Origin of the sequence: Microcystis sp. M_QC_C_20170808_M9Col, from assembly GCF_007095495.1 — a bacterium.
Lineage (GTDB): Bacteria > Cyanobacteriota > Cyanobacteriia > Cyanobacteriales > Microcystaceae > Microcystis > Microcystis aeruginosa.
Genome location: NZ_SFBZ01000311.1, coordinates 40,141 through 59,931 on the forward strand (window position 1 = coordinate 40,141; position 19,791 = coordinate 59,931).

Genomic DNA, 19,791 nt, shown 5'->3' on the forward strand with positions numbered 1-19,791 from the left:
TTCTAAGCCACAATTGCACAGGAGCGATCGAGTTTAATACCTCTTTTTTTCATCGTAGCATGGAATAGTTCTGTGGATAACACCTGTTCCACCGGATAAATCCCGGCTTTTTGGAGTTTTGCCGCTAAGATTAATTCTGCCACGCTGCCAGTTCCCCAACCCGCTGCTTGGGCAGTGTTTTCGTGAACCATAGTCGCTTGATAAACTGCTTTTTGCTGCCCTTGCCATCCGGCGACTTTTGCTAACATTGCTACCCCAATTCCCGAAAATTTATCGGTTACTTCTGTCATGCGATAACTAACTTGGGAAAAAAACTCGATTCCCCGAGAACTTTCTACCCAAGCATCGGGGAAAATATGGGCAGTAATCCAAGTTAAATGATTATAAAAATCGGGAATAGAGCCAAATTTTGTGATGACATTTTGCACTTGAAAAGATTCAGCAAAAGTATAGGTTTCTGGCATATCAAACCAATAAACACCAGTTTTACCCAAAGGAGCGGGAAAGTCAATTACTTCTCTAGCAGTATAGGGTTCAATCTCTTGCCATTGTCCCTCAATCCAAGCTAAAAAAGGCTTTTTTAAGCCGAGAAAAGTAGTCCGCATTACGGTTAATCCTGCACCTCCTGAACCGGCTACGGCATAATTTAAACGGATCGTTTCTACCCTATCTAACTGTTCGACTCCCTCTCGCACTATACTATTAGAAATACCGGGAAAAATTCCCGTATTAACCACGGCAGTTATTCCCGCTTTTATCGCTAATTCTCGATAGGGGATTAACTTTTGATAAAAAGAACGATGATCACTAACATCAATATAATTGACTTTTTCTTCGATGCAAATTTTTACTACCCTGCCATCGCGATAATGAAAGGGACCGGCACAATGGATGACTAAATCACTATTTTTAATTGCCTGTCTAAGCTTGTCTATTTCTTCTAAATCCAAAGCCAAAAACTGCATTCTTGGCAGTAATTTAATGGCTTTTTCCTTGCGTCCTGTGATAATAATTTTAGCTGAAGTATGATTAATAATATCTAGGGCTACACTTTGACCAATGCGACCAGTGCCACCTAAAATTAAAACAGTTTTTTCCATGGCAACTATCAATAATGTTTGTTGCCCTAGTATAGCATCCTCTTGGCAATTTTGCCTATTTTCCAAGATGAAAAATTCAGAATAATCCCAACTTATTTAATGCGTCCGAGGGGCAAGAAAATGGTTAAAATCTCACCTTCTTCGGGTTTTTCACGCACAATAAATTTACCTCCCAAAGCTTGAAAAAGGTTTTTAGTCACCTTCATATTCAGGCTTAAACTACCCGTTTCTGGTTGAAACATTAAGACTTTTCCTAAATCTTTGAAAGTAAGATTAGGCGATTTTACCTGAGTTTGGAACTGCATTTTTAATTGATTTCCTGCCGTTGATATATGTACTTGCAACAGGCCACCACTAGCCATACTGCGAGTACATTTTTCCACGACTCCATTTAACATTTGATCCAATAAATTCGGGTCGCTAATTACCGAAGGCAATTTTTTCGGTACATTAACTTCTAAATTGACATTGCGCCTTTTAGCTTGTTTTTGCCACCGGGGAATACTATCTTGAAAGACTTTTTCTAGAGCAATTGGAATTAATTGAATCGGTTTATCCCCCAGAGGATTAATACCCAATTCTGCGGCTCGGAAAATTAATTCCATGCGCTGAATTTGTTCACTACATTCTAAATCGATTGTTTCTAGATATTTCTGCACATCTTCCGTTACTTTTGCCCGTTTTAATAATAATCGGGTAATGGTGCGAATGGTGGTTAAAGGGGTGCGAATTTCGTGGGTTAAAGCTCGCAATAACTCCAAATCACAACCCGATTCTAAATTAGAATTATCTTCCTTTGGCGGAGTGATTTCGGCATTGATAGGCGATTTCGTTTTTTTCAGGTCTAAATTAGGCTGGTTGGGTAAATTTTGCAGTAATTGGCGACTAAATTGGCTAACTAGACGATAATCTGGCGAGGGACTGCCATTAGCCTCGATAATTGCCTCTAAAGTCCCGATTTGGGGATAACGCAGATTAACTAATCGTTGCCGCAACTGCTGCCAGGCTTGCTGAGTGAGGACGGGATCAAAGGAAAATTGAAAAGAGGACAAACCCCACTGATCCTCGCCTAAAACCAGCAAAAGAGCGAAACTTTCGCTAAAAACAAGACAAAATCTTTCATTAGCAATCGGATCCGTTGGCAAGAGAGGCAATTCATGAATCTCCGTCGGGGAAATATCGGCGGCGGATTTTTCCTGAGAAGGCAATTGCAAACCCGGCCATTGTAAATGTTTTAAAGCTTTAACGGTAAAAACACCAAATTCAAAACCCGTTAAAGCCTTGCTTTCTCTGACTAAAGCCGTCGGACCGGAGAGAATTAAACCCCGACCGGCGGCAGCATTATTTTGGTTTTGTAATAAGATATTTTCTAAAGCGGCGATCGCTGCGAACCATTCACTTTCCGCTTTCAGTTGCGAGCGCTTGAGCCATTCCGATAAATTAGGATAAAAAGCATTGGGGGTGAAAGTTTCCCGGTCCTGATGGTCAGTCGGCGGGAAAATATCGCTTAATTTCGGTAAAGACCCCTTTAACATCGTCTTCATCACTGACTAGATACAAATTCCTTACCTAGAATAGTACCCCCGTTAATGCTCATCCCATAACGGTAAAACCGAACTCTATTAGCAGTGATATCCGCGTTTTTACCTAGGGCAGTTATCTTAATGGTGAGGTACAAAGTTTTCGCTTTGGGGAGTCGGTCGTCGATACCAAATTAGGTTACACTTCATCTTTAGTTGATCACCTATGCCAGTTGTGGGTTTAATAGCTCAATTCAACCTCGATAAGTCTGATATTTAATTACACCTCCCCACTTATGTATTTTTTTGTTACATTTAAGTATTTTTTGCCTATCTATAGTTATCATCGAATGAGTTAAAGTGTTCCCCAATTATTTCCCTAACTAACCAATCTTTGATCCCAAAACCTTTTGCCTTGACGTTAGGTCAATGGGAGGAATCATCGGGTCTTGGAGGGACTAACATAAATTATGACACTCGACAAACTTTTGAAATTAAGAGAAATTAGTTATTTAAACCAGTTCTTTATTAGATTATTTCTAGTGATTTCTTGTATTTTTGTCTTTTATTGCCTATAATTTTCCTCACTTTTCTAATTAACAAGGAGAATACAATCATGCAACCTCTCAACTTTTCTATTATCCAAGAAATCAAACATCAAGGAATTTGTGATGCTTCTGCAGCCACTGCTTTAGGAGAAAATAAATTTGTTATTGGTAATGATGAGGCGGATCCAGAATTAGGTAATATTCTCTGGATTTATTCCTCTCAAGAGTCGGGAAAAGCACTGGAAACAATTGACATTAATGGTTGGCTGAAAAACAATCCTAAAAATAAAGAAATCGACTTGGAGGGGGTAACTGTACTAAATGACATAATCTATTGGATTACTTCTCATGGCCGCAATAAAAATGCTGAACGAAAACTCCCTCGTCATCAATTTTTTGCCAGTAAAATTACCGATGACGGCTCTAGTATAGTTCAAGTGGGTGAGTCTTATACTCAGTTAGTCTTGCGCGATATTATCGAAGACTCTCAATTGGCTAAAATATTTGATTTCAAAACAGCAGAAACCAAAGCTCCCAAAGCTAAAGGTGGATTAAATATTGAAGGTTTAACGGCAACTCCAGACGGAAATATCTTAATCGGTTTTCGTAATCCTATACCAAACGATAAAGCTCTTTTATTAACTCTAAAAAATCCTGAAAGTTTAGTTATTAATTCCACCAATGCTCGGGCTGAATTTGGTGATCCTATCCTGCTAGATTTGGGAGGATTAGGAATTCGTAGCATTGAATTTTGGCCAGCTTTAGAAGTATATTTAATTATTGCCGGAGAATTTCATGGAGGCGATCAATTTGTTTTCTATACTTGGTCAGGAAAAAAAGAAGATGCACCAGAAAAGATAGAATCACTGCAATTCCCTGACGGGTTTCGTCCAGAAGCTTTGTTGTTTTATCCCCATTTCCCAGATCGCTTTCAGATTTTCAGCGATGATGGTACAATCGAGCGAGTTGGTAATACTCCCTGTAAAGATATTATCGATAAAAATAGTCCCGAAAAATATTTCCGCAGTATTTGGGTAAAAGTTAACTAATACCAATTATCACCCATAAAAACTACAGATCGAATTATCGAATTTAAGTTCCCCTTTTCCCCTTTTTCCCATTTTAAGGGAGATGCCGAAGGTAGGGGGATCGAACTCTTGTAGCCGGATTTTGGAGAATTGATATAATTAGCCATCCTTCTTAGTGGAACCTCAACAAAACCTAGAACAAAAATAGCTTTAAACCCATATAGGGATAAGCTTTAAGCTCAAAAAAACCGTTGATCACGTCTTCTCAATGGTTTTTTGTCCTAGAAGCTCTATTAACCTTTTTCTCTGATCCAGAGGACTTCTGGGTTCGCAAAGGGACAAAAAAGTGTGGAGAATCCTCCCATAATCGCTACAATTTTTCTAGAGGCTAAGTATTGCCCTCATTTAAGTTCTTTTGTACTCATTAAAAACCATGAAAATTCTTCACGGTACTTGGATTCCCCAATCAACGGATGAATTTATTCAGAAGGGTAGCTTTTATCTTTGGGGAGAAACTATCACCCCGAAAAAGAGTCGCACCACTGCTGATAATTATCATCCTTTTCAGTTAAGCAAAGAAGAATTAACTAGCTTTCTCACTGGAGAGTTAGGAATAGTTCAATCGAATTATAATCCTCTTAGTCGGCAATTTGTCCCCCGCTACTTTCTTTTACCTAGTCACGAGAATCAACCTTTACCCTCCTTAGAATTACTACGTTATCTAGAAAAAGAACCCCCAGAAAATAGCCAATGGCAATCTTGGCAAATTGATTGTTATCCCCTTAATCCTGTACTTAAACTGCTCAATGATCTGCACTTTATCTGTCTTGACAACTCCTCAGAGATTCAGTTAGGTGCAGATTTACTTTTTTGGTATCACTACAGTCAAGCTTTTAAAGAAATAATTCTCAAAGATAACTATATTCCTGCCTTTAAATATCGAGAATTAGCCACAGATAACAAGAAAAACGCAAACTTTGCCATCTACCCTCTTTGGGAAATTATATCAGCAACCTACGAAACCAATCTCGATCGCTATCTCGAATATCTTCCCCGCATTTGTCTTGCTGGTGCTGAAAATCCCCATGCTTCACCACAATTATACGATCCCAAAACCCTACTCCGGCACTTCTCCGAATGTCTCCTCAATGAAATTGTCACTAATACGGCAATTCCTGCCAGTTTTGATAAAAAAATTAGCGAGACAATTATAGGTGATTGCTTCTCTGTGACTAAGACTGCTGGATTTCTGCAAACCGCTGCCGCTTTAGAAAAATATCAACAGTGGCAAACTTGGAGACAGCAATTACTAGGAGACCAAAATATATCTAATTTTACCCTGGGTTTTAAACTAACCGAGGCCCCAGAAAATAATATTGAACAGTGGCAAATTACTTTTATCCTCATCTCTAAACAAGACCCCTCCCTGCGATTAGAATTAGACGAATATTGGTATGCAGTACCCGAAAATAGAACAAGCATACGAGCGCATTTTGGTCAAGATTTAGACAAAAATATTTTACTAAGTTTGGGTTATGCTGCCCGTATTTATCCCCCCATTTGGCAAGGATTAGAAACGGATAAACCGACGGGATTTTATCTCAACCTTACAGAAGCTTTTACTTTCTTAAAAGAAACTGCTTGGATTTTAGAAGATGCGGGATATAAGGTAATTATTCCCGCTTGGTGGACTCCCCAAGGTCGTCAGCGCGCCAAAGTTCGGCTAAAAACTACTTCTAAATCGGGCAAATCTACCCCCGTTAGTAAAGGGATTTTTAGTCTCGAAAACATCATTGAATATCAATATGAATTAGCCATCGGTGAAGAAACTATTACCCAAGAGGAATGGCAACAATTAATTAACACCAAAACACCCTTAGTTAAATTTCGAGGTCAATGGGTAGAACTAGAACAAAATAAAATGCAGCAAATGCTGGATTTTTGGCAGAAATATCAGCAGGAAAATCCTGAGATGAATCTGATTGAATTAATGAAAAAAGCTGCCGAATACCCAGAGGAAATTATTGTTGAAACCGATGATTTTTTGGGTTCTATGCTAGAGAAATTACAAAATCCTAGTCAACTAGAACCGATCGAAAATCCTCCCCAATTACAAGGAACGCTGCGGGAGTACCAAAAGCGCGGGGTTGCTTGGATTCAATACCTGGAACAATTGGGTTTAAATGGTTGTCTTGCTGACGATATGGGATTAGGAAAAACCCTACAGGTAATTGCTAGATTGGTTGGGGAAAGAGAGGGAGATAATAATGTTTTACCAACTCTGCTAGTCGCACCCACTTCTGTGGTGGGAAATTGGGCAAAAGAAATTGAAAAATTTGCCCCCCATCTTCAGGTTTTAATTCACCATGGTAGTAAGCGCTATCAAAATGAGAACGAATTTCAGACAGTAGCTAGTCACAAGGATATCGTCATTACTTCTTTTACCTTAGTTCGCAAGGATTTGAAATTATTTAACTCGCAATCCTGGCAACGTTTAGTAATTGATGAAGCACAAAATATCAAAAATCCTAAAGCGGCACAAACCAAAGCAATCTTGAGTTTATCTGCACAACATCGTCTCGCATTAACGGGAACTCCCGTAGAAAATAGACTGCTTGATTTATGGTCAATTTTTAACTTCCTTAACCCCGGTTATTTAGGCAAAGAAACTCAATTTCGTAAAGCTTTTGAAGTGCCAATCCAAAAACAAAATGATCGTCTCCAGTCCACGGTTCTCAAAAAATTAGTGGAACCTTTTATTCTGCGTCGGGTAAAAACCGATAAGCAGATAATTAAAGATTTACCTGACAAAGTGGAAAACAAACAGTATTGTAATTTAACTAAAGAACAAGCTTCTCTCTACGAAGTTGTCATCAAAGAAGTGGAAAAACAATTAGAAGAAGCGGAGGGAATAAAACGCAAAGGATTAATTTTATCTACCCTGATGCGCTTGAAACAAATTTGTAATCACCCGCGTCAATTTTTACAGGATAACAGCGCTTTTACTCCTGAGCGATCGCATAAGTTAGAGCGTTTGGGAGAAATGCTAGAAGAAGTAATTTTAGAGGGAGATAGTCTGCTAATTTTCACTCAATTTACTGAAATCGGTGACTCCTTACAAAAGTACCTCAAACAAACTTTTCGCTACAATACCTATTATCTTCACGGGGGGACTTCTCAACCAAAACGAGAACAAATGATCGAAGAATTTCAACATCCCGAAACAGAACCTTCCGTATTTATTTTATCCCTAAAAGCTGGGGGAGTGGGGATTACTTTAACCAAAGCAAATCATGTTTTTCATTTCGATCGTTGGTGGAATCCTGCGGTGGAAAATCAAGCAACTGATCGCGCTTTTAGAATTGGTCAACAAAAAAATGTTTTCGTGCATAAATTTGTCACTTTGGGAACCTTAGAGGAAAGAATTGATGAAATGATCGAGGAAAAGAAAAAGGTAGCTAATGCTATTGTTAGTAATGATGAATCCTGGTTAACGGAATTAGATAACGAAAGTTTTCGTCAGTTAATCGCATTGAATAAACAGACAATTATTTAATCGAGGTAAACCCATGAATAAATTTAGTAAAACTTGGTGGGGACAACGCTTTATAGAAGCATTAGAGGAATTTACCGACTCAGCGCGCTTGAGTCGAGGACGTTCCTACGCCAAAAATGATAAAGTCAAGAATTATAAAATTGACGGTAATTTAATTACTGCTCAGGTGAGAGGTTCCATTAATCCCTACTTTGGGGTTTACAAAGAACCTTTGTATAAGGTGAGTATCGAGATTAAACCAATTACTAAAGCAGAGTGGTCACAAGCTTTATATAATCTTGGTTCAAGAGCGAGTATGATCTCTAAACTGCTGCTCAAAGAAGTTCCCGATAATATTGATGAAGCATTTAGCGATCTGAATCTGCACTTATTACCCCACAGTCAAAAGGATTTTATCACCAATTGTTCCTGTCCCGATTGGGAAAATCCCTGTAAACATATTGCTGGAGTTTATTACCTCGTTGCTTCCCAATTAGATCAGGATCCTTTCCTCTTATTTGAATTACGGGGTATCTCTCGTCAAAAATTACTGCAAGAGTTAGCAAAAACTCCCCTCGGTAAGTTGCTTTCCTCCTCCATCCAAGAGGAAGAAATTCCTCTTAACCCGGTTACTTCCTATCACACTAAACCCGAAACCATACCAGCAGTAGAAACAATTGATCTCAAAGAATTTTGGCACTCCCATCACCGTTTACCCGAAAATCCTCAGTTAGTCAAAGCCGCAACTATTCCCGCAATTGTCATTAAAAAAGCTGGTGATTATCCGGCATTTTGGGATAAGGATACTTCCTTTATCGAGGTAATGGAAGAAATGTATCAACGGGTACGCAATAAAAATGCTGGTATGTTATAATTATGTAGGTGTTAAAAATTGTCAGACACCCCTCTTATTAAGAGGGTATTAAGGGGGGATTAAAAGTTTGAAAAAGCATTCTATTTTTTAAGACAAGCAGAATCTATGAACCAAGAATCTCTCAGCTTTGTCGATGGGAATGTCAAGTTAGCCGATCGCTTTTTAGTTTGTGGATTGGGTAGTCTCGGACAACACTGCGTCAAGTCTTTAAAAGAGTTTGGGGTTAGCGTCGTCGGTATCGAACTAATACAGCCTCCCAGTTGGGAAATTAATGATTTTCCCGATTTATTAGAGGAAATAATTATCGGTGATTGTCGTCAAAAAAACATTTTAGCAAGAGCGGGAATCGATCGCTGTCGGGCTGCTTTAATTGTCACCAGTGATGAGCGAATTAATGCCACCACTGCCCTAATTATTCGGCAATTAAATCCCCTTACCCGCTTAGTGGTGCGTTCTTCTAAAGATAATCTCAATCAGCTACTTAAGGAACGTTTAGGCAATTTTATCGCCTATGAACCCACCCAACTACCCGCCAATGCCTTTGCTTTAGCCACATTAGGCACAGAAACCCTCGGTTTTTTGCATCTCGACGGTCAGAAATTGCGGATTATCCAGAGACAAATTAGCCCCGAAGATGGTTTACTCGATCGCTTTTTAGGTGATTTAAATACCCCCACCCGTCGTCTGTTAGCACACACAGCCCCCGATGAACCTTTAAGGGCCGGATTTTATCAATGGTCCCCCACCACCACTATCGGGGCCGGTGATACCATTACCACCATCGAAACTACCTATCAAAACATCGATGCTGTCCGCCAGAAACCGTCAAATTCTCCCCAGAAGTTGCGGGATTTTTGGCAAAAATTGCTCAAAGAAATCCAACAATTCTGGCAATTGAGTTTTCAGCAGCAAATTCACCGGGTGGCTTTCATGTCAGTATTTATCATTATCCTCCTAGTAATTATCGGGACTTTTCTTTTCCATCTCTACGCTCCGAGAGCTTCCTTTATTTCCTCTCTTTCAGGAACGGCGATTCTTTTATTAGGTGGTTACGGTGATGTTTTCGGTGGCTCTAACCCCGAAGATTTAAATGCGGTTCCCTGGTGGATGCAGCTATTTAGTCTCTTTTTAACCTTAGCTGGAACCGCTTTTATCGGGGTTCTCTATGCCATTTTGACAGAAACTTTATTATCATCAAGATTTCAATTTATCCCTAACCGTCCCCCAGTTCCCCAACAGAATCATATCGTTATTGTTGGCTTAGGTCGAGTCGGCAGAGAAGTGGCTAATTTATTACTAGAAATGCAACAGGCGATCGTCGGGGTCAGCTTAAATAGGGATTTTGATGCAACTATCCTGCCAAAAATGCCCCTGATGACGGGAAATATCGAAGAATCTTTAAAAAATGTCAATTTAGATAGGGCTAAAAGTATAGCGATTGTTACTGATGACGAAATCCTCAATTTAGAAGTGGCCCTAACCACCCGCAAACTCAACCCCCAAAGCTACTTAGTCATCCGCACCACCGACGACAACCTTAGTCAACAATTAAGTCAAATTCTGCCCCGCTCTCACATTTTAGGAACCAACACCGTGGCGGCAGAAGCCTTTACGGGGGCCGCTTTCGGAGAAAATATCATCTATCTGTTCCGTTGGGCGCAAAAAACGATTCTGGTGACAGAATACGAGATCGAAGCTGGGGATACTCTCAATGGTAGCTCGATCGGGGATATTGCCTACGGTTATCGAGTCGTGCCGATCCTACACCAACGAGAACGGCAAGCCCCGAAATTAATGCCCGAAGACTATCTCAACTTACGCATCGGCGATCGCATTGTAGTGCTGGCCACTATCAACGGACTGCGACGGGTGGAACAGGGTCGTCGCACTCCCAAAACTTGGCGCGTGCGGGTGGAAAAAGCCTTTAACCGCAATATTGCCGCAGAAGCACCCACCGTGATCAGTCGTTTTTCTAATTGTCCCCTGAAAACCGCCAGCGATCTCATGGAAAATTTGCCGGCGACTCTGGGCGCCCCCCTCTACGAACAGCAGGCGATTCGATTAGTTTCCGAGTTAAAAAAAATTCAAGTTCAAGCATTGGCCATTCCGATTAATCCGAAATCGGGGTAAATGGGAGTTATCCTTTTTTTGTCAAACTAGAAGGCTCTCTTGGTCTTTTTTTATGCAGTTAAAGTGATAGTAGCCTTGGCAGTTTGTCCGGAATCAGAAGTGGCAGTAATAGTAATTGTATCCCCAGCATTTCCTTGTGCAGGTGCAGTGTAGGTAAATTTGGCATCAGTGGTGTTTTTATCAATTTCACCGCTGTCTGGCGGTGAGATTGTGATGGTGTAGTTACCAACGGGATTAATGGTAAATTCTTGGATTCCATTTAATGCTAAAGCTGCGCTAGAGGGAGCGATCAGAATCGTTGGAGGTAGTCCCTGTCCAGTGGAACTAGCCTCTACAGTTACTTTTTTCTCCACTTGATTAATTAAATCGGGAATAAGACGTTCGCTAAATCCAGCCACAAAAGCCATTGTCAAAAGTCCATATAAATAGATGCCATTCCGATTATCTTCAGTGCCACCCCGAATTTCTAAGGGAGAAATATTAGAGTTAAGAATTAGTAGAATAAAGAAGGCAAAACTTCCCCCTAAAATGGGCTTAGTTAGACCAATTATAAATGGCAAGAGGTCATCGTCATATTTTTGGTTTTTGGGATTATCAAAATCTTGCAAACGAGTTAGAAGGCTAACTGCTCCCCCTAAAGTGCCTGTCATCAATATCAATATCAAGAGTCTAAAATTTCCAGCTTTGTCCTCAGTATTTTGGTTACTTTTACCCTCAGTATTTTGGTTACTAGAATTTATGATTGGAGGTAAAGACATAAGCAAATCTTTCACTGGAAGGGAGTTCATAATACCCCAATTCAAAGGGAGAGCTAACACTAATCCAATTAAAACTTTTGTAGGTATTTTGAAAGAATGGAACAGATTATCTCTGAATTCGGCTAGACGAGTCCAAAAACCTGTCTGGGTTTTTCTTAATCCCGTTCTGGCGGCATAGCGTAATTTTTGTGCCAGAATAATATTAGGTTTACCTATTAAAGATTTAATCGCAATTTCTCCGGCATCTACCACCGACTTTACTTGCATGATATCACCAGGTTTTGAAATGTTCATGAGTTCTACCTGCGCTATCCCTAGTATTGTAATTAATCTGGCTAATTCTCCCTGTACTTCCCGGTCTAATTCTTGAGGGAATCCCGCTACTTGTTCTTTGGTTTTTTCCAGCAAAATGTCAATTCTTTGATTTAGTTTGATCACGTCATCTCTAGCTTGAATTTCATTGATTAAATCGTCTAAATTTTGAAATAAAACACTTGCTTGTTGTAGTTGTGCAAAATTATTTTTAAATTCCTTAATTAACTTTTCAAAGTCTTCATCTACTGAACTATATTCAGATAATTTTTCCTTCAGTTCAGCAATCAAAGACTCATTTTTCTGTTGTAATTCCACAGTCGTGGAAAATTTAACCAAAGTATCTTTAATTTTTGTTTGCCAAGCAGTTAGTTTTTCCTTAAGTCTTGGCAAGTTTGCATCGTTAGCATTAGCATCGAATAGAGTCGTAATTGTTGCAACTAAACTATCAGTTTCTTGGCTTAAAGTATCAAGAGGAGTTTCTGAATTTTTGCCCGTAGATAAAAGGTTGATTGTCTCCACAAGCTGATCTGTATGAGCTATTATTTGTTTGTCTAATTCTTCTCTGCTAGGTAAAGGGTCTGAAAAAGTTAATCCACCTAGTTTTTGAATAAGTTCATCTCTTAAATTATTAGTCTCTTGAGTGATTGTTTTGGCTTCTGTTTGGTAACTAGCAAGGGTAGCTGATTTATCCTGACTAAATTTATTTTGGGTTTCCAGAATAAATTGATTAATTTTTTGTTCGATAGCAGGATTTAGATTAATCATGATTGTCTTCTCCTAAAAAAAATCTGAGGATAAAAAAACTGCATTATTTCCCGATACTCCCTACTTAACAATTTTGCTTAACTCAGAAGTTGATCCAACTTAGCGAAGAATTGATGAACATCTTCATGAATTTCATCAGATTTCATGTTAGTGGCGACGATTTCACGGGTCAATTCTAAAGATGGAACAGATGCTAAAGGAAGTTGACAAGATTTAAGCCTTTGAAAAAGAGAGTCCTTATTTTCAAACAATAGCTTTTTCCCATCCACAACTTGAAAAATATTTGCTTTGACATCTCTCCAAGATTGATTTCGAGGCAGGGTAAGATTTTCGTTATCAAAAAACTCCCTAATTATTTTTTGAACTGGAGAGAAAAAAATATCTTGGTCGTTAAAACCGCCGGTTTGTTGAGCTGCTCTCATCCAAGCATCGGGAACTAATAAATAATTCTCAATATTTTTTCGTCGCCATTCATATAATGATTGCTTCGGATCATTTGCTTCTGGGTGGAAGGCCTGATCGTCATCATCATAATCAAACAATACCAACCTTTTCGCCGATGGAATTATTTGTTTAATCCCGTTAAAATGACGATCAGAATCTTCTTTCATTTTCTTCTTATTGCCGCCTCCCATAACCCGACAACAAACCTGATTCAATTTATCCTGCCTTCCTAAAGAAGTGGCAAAACCTCGTAAAAGACGCCCATCTGTTTCTCCTTCAACATACAAAATAACGGGATAATTACGTTCCGAAAGCTCTGTTATCTCTGAGTTAGAAACATCAGCCATCGCTGTTAAAATCGCTGGTGTAGCTTCCACTCTTTTAGGAATTCTATCAAGTAATGAGATAATTTGCCGAACGTCAACCCCTCTAATAAACTCTTCTGCGTGGGTGGCAATAAGAAATTGAGTATTTCTCTCGATCGCCTTTTGATTTTTAAAATAATCTAGAATCTCTCTTTGCAAGTTAACATGAAGATGAGCATCGGGTTCATCCAGTAAGATAGTAGTAGGTTTATAACCATAAAAAAATGCCAACAAGGTTAAAGTTTGATGGAAACCGCTGCCAGCAGATATAATGTCATAGGATTTGCCCCCCTGTTTATATTCGCAGATTATTTGGGTGTCCACTCCTCGTTCGTATTGAGGGTCTTTTAAATCAACGTTAAACCAGTTTTTGACAACCTTTTGAATTTCACTCCAATCCTTTCGATTTTCTTGCCAAACTCGCAGCAGTAAATTTCTTAATATACTTCCGGGCTGCGCTTTTCCCACTTGTTTTCGCAGCGGTCCGTCATCACGCCATTCTTCATTGGGTTCTAATCCCGAAAAGGGTGGAACGTAAGCAATAATAGGTAAAAGAGAAGGGGAGTGATTTGACTCTCCTTCTAATTCACGGAAATGTTCCCATCCTTCCGAAGGAATTGCGTAGATAGTTTGAGGAGAACTATATCGTAGTTTAACCCCCAAAGAGCATGGTTTTGGCCCAGAAGATTCCGCTATCCAAGTAACATCAATTTCAATGAGAATAAACTCTTGCTTTTTGGAACCATCTACTTTTGGATAGTGGCGCTCGGTCTTCTCTCGCCACAAAAGATTAAATTCTGGAACGGGAAGGGCTGTAAAGTTGGGAAGGACAACTTGTTTGCCGGTCTTTCCCCCCCGTTTCGCCCGCCGGAACTCCTCAATACAGAACTGCCAGATCGCTAAAGCCTGTAAGATGGTGCTTTTACCACTGTTATTCCGTCCAACTAAGAGATCGAAGAGAGCAAACTCGTAGGTTTGTTCCTTGATACTCTTGAAATTTCTCAGGGTTAGCTTGGTTATCATCGATCTGGTTAGGCTGTCGGCATCTTCATCTTAAATTATGCAAGTTAACATCGCTCACTTTCCCAGACCCCATTTTTAAGGACAAAAGATAGATCGGGACTAACTCATCTCTCCAGCTAGGGCAACGAAAACGATCGCGCTTTTCGGTTCAGGGATCGGAGGGGAGTCGATCGCCTAGATTAGCACTCAAGCCCTAAGAGTGCTAAATTAACTATAAGGAGTCCTATTACAACAGCGATACCATGTCCAAAATCATTGCCTTTAAAGATGAATCCCGTCGCGCCCTAGAAAGAGGTGTCAACGCCTTGGCCGATGCGGTAAAAATCACCCTCGGTCCGAAAGGACGCAATGTCTTGTTAGAAAAGAAATACGGCGCCCCCCAGATCGTTAATGACGGCATCACCGTCGCCAAAGAAATCGAATTGTCCGATCCCCTCGAAAACACCGGGGCGAGATTAATTCAGGAAGTAGCGGCAAAAACCAAAGATTTAGCGGGAGATGGCACCACTACCGCCACCATCATCGCCCAGGCTTTAATTAAAGAAGGTCTGAAAAACGTTACCGCCGGGGCCAATCCCGTCGCTTTAAGACGCGGACTAGACAAAACCATCGCCTATCTGGTGGAAGAAATCGCCGCCGTCGCTAAACCGATCGCCGGAGATGCGATCGCTCAAGTGGCCACCGTTTCTTCCGGCAACGATGAAGAAGTGGGACAAATGATCGCCACCGCCATGGAAAAAGTCACCACCGATGGCGTAATCACCGTGGAAGAATCGAAATCCTTAACCACGGAATTAGAAGTAGTAGAAGGGATGCAGATCGATCGCGGTTATATCTCTCCCTATTTCATCACCGATCAGGAAAGACAGATCGTCGAGTACGACAACCCCCTGATCCTGATTACCGATAAAAAAATCAGTGCGATCGCTGAATTAGTCCCCGTCCTCGAAGCCGTTGCCCGTCAAGGTCGTCCCCTATTAATTATCGCCGAAGATGTGGACGGCGAAGCCTTAGCCACTCTAGTGGTCAACAAGGCCCGGGGAGTCCTAAATGTCGTCGCCATCAAGGCCCCCAGTTTTGGGGAACGTCGCAAGGCGGTTTTACAAGATATCGCCATCCTCACCGGCGGTCGTCTGATTTCCGAAGAAGTGGGCTTAAGTCTTGACACGGTTAGCCTCGATCTGCTAGGGCAAGCGGCAAAAATCACCCTAGAAAAAGACAATACAATTATTGTCGCCTCCGGGGACAGCCGCAATAAGGCCGATGTGCAGAAACGTCTCGCCCAACTGAAAAAACAGTTAGAAGAAACCGATTCCGAATTCGATCAGGAAAAATTACAGGAACGCATCGCTAAATTAGCCGGCGGTGTGGCCGTGATTAAAGTCGGGGCAGCCACAGAAACCGAACTCAAGGATCGCAAACTCCGCATCGAAGATGCCCTCAATGCCACCAAAGCCGCCGTGGAAGAAGGTATCGTCCCGGGCGGTGGTACAACCTTGATTCATCTGGCCTCTAAGGTGAAGGCTTTCAAAGCTTCTTTGACTAACGATGAGGAAAAAGTCGCCGCCGATATCGTCGCTAAAGCCCTAGAAGCCCCCCTGCGTCAGTTAGCTAATAACGCCGGTGTGGAAGGCGATGTGATCGTGGAAGGTGTGCGCGATACCGCTTTTAGCGTCGGTTACAATGTCCTCACCGGCAAGTACGAAGACTTAATCGCCGCCGGAATTATCGATCCGGCTAAAGTGGTGCGGTCAGCCGTTCAAAACGCCGCTTCCATCGCTGGTATGGTCTTAACTACGGAAGCCCTCGTGGTGGAAAAACCCGTTAAAGAAGCCGCAGCCCCCGATATGGGCGGCATGGGCGGCATGGGTGGCATGGGCGGCATGGGTGGCATGGGTGGCATGGGCATGATGTAATTCCTAATGCCGTCTGGCCCCTGAAAATAATCTCATGCAATTGAGCCAATCTGTCCCTTTTCTCGTTATCGTCGGCATTAGGGGCAGGTTTTTTTTCCTCGGGAAAAACTTTTTCAGCAGAACCTGCTTAATCTATCCTTTGCATTAGTCCAGACACTACACTAGAAAAGAAGGATTATTCCCAGAAATCATGACACTGCTGACGGTTCGATCGCTCAAAAAAGACTTCGGTATCAAGGAAATTCTCAAAGATGCGAGTTTTAGTCTCGATGATCGCGATAAAGTCGGCCTGATCGGTACGAATGGATCGGGAAAATCGACCCTATTGAAAATGATCGCCGGATTAGAAGCGATCGATGGTGGCGAAATTCAAATCAATTCGGGGATGAAAATCGTCTATTTACCCCAGCAACCCGATCTAGACAATGATAAAACGGTTTTAGAGCAGGTTTTCGCCGATAGTGGCGAAAGTATGACTTTAATTAAGGAATACGAGGAATTGTCCGATCGCCTTGTCCATGAGCCAGAAAATCTGGATACTATTATGGAGCGTTTGTCAAGGGTTTCGCAACAAATTGATAAACTTGCCGCCTGGGATTTAGAAACTAACGCTAAAGTTATTTTAAGTAAACTGGGCATCGATAATTTTAATGCTCGCGTGGGAGATTTATCGGGGGGATATCGCAAAAGAATCGCCATCGCTACCGCACTTTTAGCCGATCCTGACTGTTTATTGATGGATGAACCCACAAACCATTTAGACGCGCTTTCCGTGGAGTGGTTACAGAGTTATTTGTCCCGTTTTCGGGGAGGATTATTATTAATTACTCACGATCGCTATTTTCTCGATCGAGTGACTAATCGCATCATTGAAATCGATCGGGGAGATTTATCTACTTATTCTGGTAATTATGCCTATTATCTAGAAAAAAAAGCTTTAGCGGAAGAATTGATCGCCAGTAGTCAACGCAAACACGCGGGAGTTTTACGACGGGAATTAGAATGGTTATCCCGGGGACCAAAAGCGCGCAGTACCAAACAAAAAGCGCGGATCGATCGCATTCAAGCAATGGGGACTAAGGAATTTAAACAGGTGGAGGGAAAAGTCGATATTGCCACCGCAGGAAGACGCATCGGCAAAAAAGTTATCGAAGTAGAAAAAATCTCGAAAGCTTACGGCGATCATACTTTAATTAAAGATTTTACCTATATTTTTACCCCCGAAGATCGCATCGGTATTATTGGCAGTAACGGGGTAGGAAAATCTACTCTCATGGATATTATTACCGGGAAAACTCTCCCCGATTCAGGCACGGTTGACATCGGTTCCACTATTCATATTGGTTACTTCGATCAACAATCCGATGATCTCAATATCAACGAAAATCAAAGAGTGATCGAATATCTGAAAAGTGTGGCCGAATTAGTCAAAACCCTAGACGGCAGCGTGATCACCGCTTCCCAGATGTTAGAAAAATTTCTCTTTCCTCCCGATCAACAGTATGCACCAATTTATAAACTTTCTGGAGGGGAAAGAAGACGCTTATTTTTACTACGAGTTTTGATGAGTGCGCCTAATGTTTTAATCTTAGATGAACCCACCAATGATCTCGATGTGCAGACTTTAGCAATTTTAGAAGAATATTTAGAGGACTTTAACGGTTGTGTGATTGTCGTTTCCCATGATCGCTATTTTCTCGATCGAGTAGTTGATACTATTTTTTCCTTTGAAACCGGGGGTAATATCCGTCAATATCCGGGTAATTATTCCCTTTATCTCGATCAGAAAAAAGAGGAGGAGGAACCAAAAGAAAAAAAAGTCACCCCAAAAACTGTTAAAGCTTCTCCGTCACCCGTCAATAAGAAAATCTCTTTTAAAGAGAAAAAAGAATACGAAGATATCGAGAAACAAATACCAATTTTAGAAGCAAAAAAAGCTGAAATTGAACAGGTACTTTATGGAGAACCCCTAGAAGATTTTACCAAAATAACCGCTCTGACCGAAGAATTAGCTCAATTGAGTCAAAAAATTGATAATTTAACCGATCGCTGGTTAGAATTAGCGGAAAAATTAGGCTAGGATAATCCCTATTTTCCCGATCAATTTAGTTAAAAATGAGTGATAATTTCTGGTGAATCATCCTCATCCATGACCAGATCTACCGACTCCACCCGCAAGAGGGCCAAATTATCGTTAACCACCCCTTGAAGATAGATTTCCCCCATCCCTTCACCCCCCAGATCGATCGAGCCGAAAACTTGACCGGTTTTGGTATTAAAATTAAACTGAAAATAATTAGCCGAGGAAATTCCCTGGCTGACATTATCGTATTTAGCGATCTCTTGACCACTGTTATCATAAAAAGATACCTGAAAATTTTCTAAAACTCGCATTTTTCCCGAACCTTTTTCCGAAAAGATAGTCGGGGCCGTTTTTTCATCATAACTAAAAGAACCTTTAGCTGTATAGCCTTGATTTCCCAACCATTGAAAATCGATCGTCACTGCTAAAACCCCTTGGCTATTCATGTTAGCAACTAAAAGCCAAGCTAATAGTAAAGTCAATATTATCTTTTTCATTAGTCGGTTATTTCATTTACAGCAGTTATCCTAATGGTGAGGTAGGAACAAAATCGGTAAAACCCCAAACCCCACACCCTGCCACCAGGAAAAACCTTTTCAGCAGACCCTATTATAGCAAAGGGATTGCTACTTGCTTCCAATTAAGTAGGGAGGCACAATTATTTGTAGGATGGGTTAGCGGTAGCGTAACATAATCGGGAGTTGGGTTTCATGCTTCAACCCAACCTACGTTCATCTTATATTTAATTCCACCCACCTACTTAGTCACTGATAACTGATAACTGAATAGAGTTTGTCAGCGAAACGTTTTTTTGTCTTAAAGTCCAGAAAACGGGTTTCTCCGAGAAACCCGTTTTCTAGGTTAACTTCGGGAAAAAAGAAGTATAAAAACGCTTCAAAATACTCGGTTAATGCTTCTTTCCAGGGTTCATCATAATTGGCGGTTGTTTGGTTCATCAATTAGGGTGATAGTTTTAATTGTTCTCCGCTTCTGGCTAAGAGTTTTAAGGTGAATGGGTGGACAATGCCTACCCTACGGCAAGATTTTCTTATTGGATTCTTGCCAAAGACTGCTTAAATTCTGCGAGAGAATTAGCAGTAGCTGCTAATTTTAGTAGCTCTTCTAAGATAGTAGGGTTAGTGATTTTGCCGATTATCTCTTCAATTTCTGAAGAAATCTGTCCAAACCGCACAGTTAAAACTGTTTTTATGGCATCACGGCTTTTTTGTAACGCTCCAATTTCCTTACCAATTTCCTTGCCTATTTCTTTACCAATTTCCTTACCGCGTTCTATCCCTCGTAACTCCATATTACTCATTAAAGGCATGGTTCTTTCCTCCTCAAATTGTTTGATTTTACTCTCTAAACTTGACTGCAATTCAGGGGA

Annotated in this window: 13 protein-coding genes; 6 read left to right on the forward strand and 7 right to left on the reverse strand. The window is 40.8% G+C overall.

Translation table 11 applies throughout. The annotated features are described in order from the left end of the window. Positions 1-2: 2 nt before the first annotated feature. Together EWV68_RS19920 and EWV68_RS19925 are read right to left on the reverse strand one after the other, a co-directional pair. On the reverse strand, positions 3-1,100 hold the full coding sequence (locus tag EWV68_RS19920) for a saccharopine dehydrogenase family protein (RefSeq protein WP_287170811.1): 1,098 nt from the start codon (positions 1,098-1,100) through the stop codon (positions 3-5). 92 nt (positions 1,101-1,192) lie between these two features. After that, positions 1,193-2,635 carry a sensor histidine kinase gene (locus EWV68_RS19925; RefSeq protein ID WP_061432589.1) on the reverse strand — a complete coding sequence of 481 codons (1,443 nt, stop codon included), beginning with the start codon at positions 2,633-2,635 and terminating at the stop codon, positions 1,193-1,195. A gap of 601 nt (positions 2,636-3,236) precedes the next feature. Here EWV68_RS19925 and EWV68_RS19930 point away from each other — a divergent pair. From EWV68_RS19930 to EWV68_RS19945, 4 genes are all read left to right on the forward strand, one after another. Continuing rightward, entirely contained in the window at positions 3,237-4,217 is a 981-nt protein-coding gene (locus EWV68_RS19930; RefSeq protein ID WP_287170813.1) for a DUF3616 domain-containing protein, read from the forward strand. A 412-nt stretch (positions 4,218-4,629) separates the two neighbouring features. Beyond that, positions 4,630-7,752 carry a DEAD/DEAH box helicase gene (locus tag EWV68_RS19935; protein WP_287170814.1) on the forward strand — a complete coding sequence of 1,041 codons (3,123 nt, stop codon included), beginning with the start codon at positions 4,630-4,632 and terminating at the stop codon, positions 7,750-7,752. Positions 7,753-7,765: 13 nt separating this feature from the next. Continuing rightward, positions 7,766-8,605, forward strand: coding sequence for an SWIM zinc finger family protein (locus EWV68_RS19940; protein WP_287170815.1), 840 nt, complete (start codon positions 7,766-7,768; stop codon positions 8,603-8,605). A gap of 105 nt (positions 8,606-8,710) precedes the next feature. After that, positions 8,711-10,735 carry a potassium channel family protein gene (locus EWV68_RS19945; RefSeq protein WP_287170817.1) on the forward strand — a complete coding sequence of 675 codons (2,025 nt, stop codon included), beginning with the start codon at positions 8,711-8,713 and terminating at the stop codon, positions 10,733-10,735. 50 nt (positions 10,736-10,785) lie between these two features. On the opposite strand, the gene EWV68_RS19950 is transcribed toward EWV68_RS19945, so the two are convergent. Both EWV68_RS19950 and EWV68_RS19955 read right to left on the reverse strand, forming a co-directional pair. Continuing rightward, positions 10,786-12,573, reverse strand: a complete 1,788-nt coding sequence (locus EWV68_RS19950) for a coiled-coil domain-containing protein (protein WP_061432582.1) — start codon at positions 12,571-12,573, stop codon at positions 10,786-10,788. 77 nt (positions 12,574-12,650) lie between these two features. Further along, positions 12,651-14,405 (reverse strand): ATP-dependent nuclease, encoded by a 1,755-nt coding sequence (locus EWV68_RS19955; RefSeq protein ID WP_061432581.1) that lies wholly within the window; start codon positions 14,403-14,405, stop codon positions 12,651-12,653. A 242-nt stretch (positions 14,406-14,647) separates the two neighbouring features. Here EWV68_RS19955 and groL point away from each other — a divergent pair, with 242 nt between their 5' ends. Both groL and EWV68_RS19965 read left to right on the forward strand, forming a co-directional pair. Further along, entirely contained in the window at positions 14,648-16,321 is a 1,674-nt protein-coding gene (gene groL / locus EWV68_RS19960) for a chaperonin GroEL (RefSeq protein ID WP_287170818.1), read from the forward strand. A gap of 190 nt (positions 16,322-16,511) precedes the next feature. Then, positions 16,512-18,401 (forward strand): ABC-F family ATP-binding cassette domain-containing protein, encoded by a 1,890-nt coding sequence (locus tag EWV68_RS19965; protein ID WP_287170819.1) that lies wholly within the window; start codon positions 16,512-16,514, stop codon positions 18,399-18,401. Between the two features lie 29 nt (positions 18,402-18,430). Here the strand turns inward: EWV68_RS19965 and EWV68_RS19970 are convergent, their stop codons facing one another. The 3 genes from EWV68_RS19970 to EWV68_RS19980 all read right to left on the reverse strand — a co-directional run. Next, on the reverse strand, positions 18,431-18,901 hold the full coding sequence (locus EWV68_RS19970) for a hypothetical protein (protein WP_287170821.1): 471 nt from the start codon (positions 18,899-18,901) through the stop codon (positions 18,431-18,433). A gap of 267 nt (positions 18,902-19,168) precedes the next feature. Next, a complete protein-coding gene (locus EWV68_RS19975) occupies positions 19,169-19,360 on the reverse strand; it encodes a hypothetical protein (protein WP_012264028.1) in 192 nt (63 codons plus the stop codon). 92 nt (positions 19,361-19,452) lie between these two features. Continuing rightward, the coding region (locus EWV68_RS19980) for a hypothetical protein (RefSeq protein ID WP_287170823.1) at positions 19,453-19,791 on the reverse strand (339 nt) is incomplete at its 5' end.